This is a genomic window from Andreesenia angusta (genome assembly GCF_001855385.1).
In the GTDB taxonomy this organism is placed as follows: Bacteria; Bacillota; Clostridia; order Tissierellales; family Gottschalkiaceae; genus Andreesenia; species Andreesenia angusta.
The window spans coordinates 1-1,673 of sequence record NZ_MKIE01000030.1 but is presented as its reverse complement, the minus strand read 5'-3'; the positions used below and the strand labels follow the sequence as shown (position 1 = coordinate 1,673).

The window sequence follows — 1,673 nt, the reverse complement described above, 5'->3', positions numbered from 1 at the left end:
TGATATGATACCTCCAAAGTGGACAGTCTAATTAATTAAAATTAGATAATCTACTTGGAGGTATTTTTTTATGAGCAGAACACCTAAATATAGCAAAGAGATTAAAATTAAAGTATGTGAAGATTATCAAAATGGTAAAGAAACCTTCCAAAGCATTGCAAAGCTCATAGGAGCAAATCGTGAAGTTGTTCGTCAATGGTACCTAAAATATAAAGAACATGGGGCAACCGCCTTTGAAACATCGAATCACAATCGTTCGTATAGCAAAAATTTTAAAATTTCAGTAATAGAAGAGTATACAGCAGGCAAATATTCAATGGCAGACTTGTCTGCTAAGTACAATATCGCCTATTCTGTACTAAAAAAATGGGTTCGCAAATGGTATAATGGCATAGACATTGAGGATTATGATCCTAAAGGAGACATTTATACCATGAAATCGAGAAAAACAACATTCGAAGAGCGCTTGGAAATCGTCATTTGGGTAATCGAAAATGACTTGAATTACAAGCTTGCTGCAGACAAATTCGACATTAAGTATGCACTTGTCTATCAGTGGGTCAAAAAATATATGAAGAATGGATCCGAAGGACTCCGACACAAGAAAAAGGGACCAAAGCCGAAAAGTGAAGTCGACGAAGAAACTCTAAGTGAAGTGGATAAATTGAAGCTAGAGCTTGAGCGAGAGAAGGTACGTAGACAGCGTGCTGAGCTTAGACTTGAATTGCTTAAAAAAAAAGAGGAGTTCGAACAAAAGCTAAGCTCACGAAAGTGAAGCAAGAAGCTAGTTATCTTACGGTGGACTGGTATCGAGAATTGGGCTATCCTGTTGCTATGCTGTGTGAAGAGCTTGGTATCGCTCGAAGTGCGTATTACAAACACAAAAACAGAGCCAAGCCTGAGAAGGAAAAACAGGACGAATTACTTTGTTCAATAATCAGAGAGTATCATGCTACATTTGATGGAATTTTGGGCTATCGACGTATGGCGATGTTTATCAATAGACTCAATCAGACGTACTATTCACAAGGATATATTCATCGTTTGATGTCACATTTGGGTATTACAGCAAGGATTAGGAGAAAGAAAGTCAATCGCAAAGGTGCAAAGCCCAATTATGTCAAAGAGAATTTTCTAGCAAGAAATTTCACGGCATCAAGACCTAATGAAAAATGGCTGACTGATGTCACAGAATTCTCGATATCTGGAGAAAGCAGAAAGCTATATTTAAGTCCGATTATGGACCTATATGATAACAGCATTGTGGAGTATGAGCTATCTTTTAAAAACAACAACCAGTTGGTATTTAAGATGTTTGACAGGGCTGTTTCAAACAATCCGACTGCAAAACCTATATTTCATAGTGACAGGGGATTTCAGTACACAAGCTGTGCTTTCAAAAGCAAAATTGAAAAAGCCAATATGCAGCAAAGCATGTCCAGAGTCGGAAAGTGCATAGATAATGGTCCTATGGAGGGTTTTTTTGGTACCTTGAAGACGGAAATGTTTTATGGAAAATCCTTTAGCACCATGGAATGTTTGAAAGAGAAGATCGGGAGTTACATAAAGTTCTACAACGAGAGCAGATATCAAAAAAGATTAAAGTGCCTGACTCCGATTGAATATCGAAATCAAGCACTATTAACCTAATACCATGATGTTTAATTTAATTA

The 1,673-nt window shown here is 37.1% G+C and carries 2 protein-coding genes; both read left to right on the top strand.

Annotation, left to right across the window (positions count from 1 at the left end):
* Positions 1 to 70 precede the first annotated feature (70 nt).
* Complete coding sequence (locus tag EUAN_RS12040) at positions 71 to 775, top strand: helix-turn-helix domain-containing protein (RefSeq protein ID WP_071064839.1); 705 nt, start codon at positions 71 to 73, stop codon at positions 773 to 775.
* Complete coding sequence (locus EUAN_RS12035; protein WP_097678085.1) at positions 772 to 1,650, top strand: IS3 family transposase; 879 nt, start codon at positions 772 to 774, stop codon at positions 1,648 to 1,650. Before EUAN_RS12040 ends, EUAN_RS12035 begins: the two co-directional genes overlap by 4 nt.
* Positions 1,651 to 1,673 lie beyond the last annotated feature (23 nt).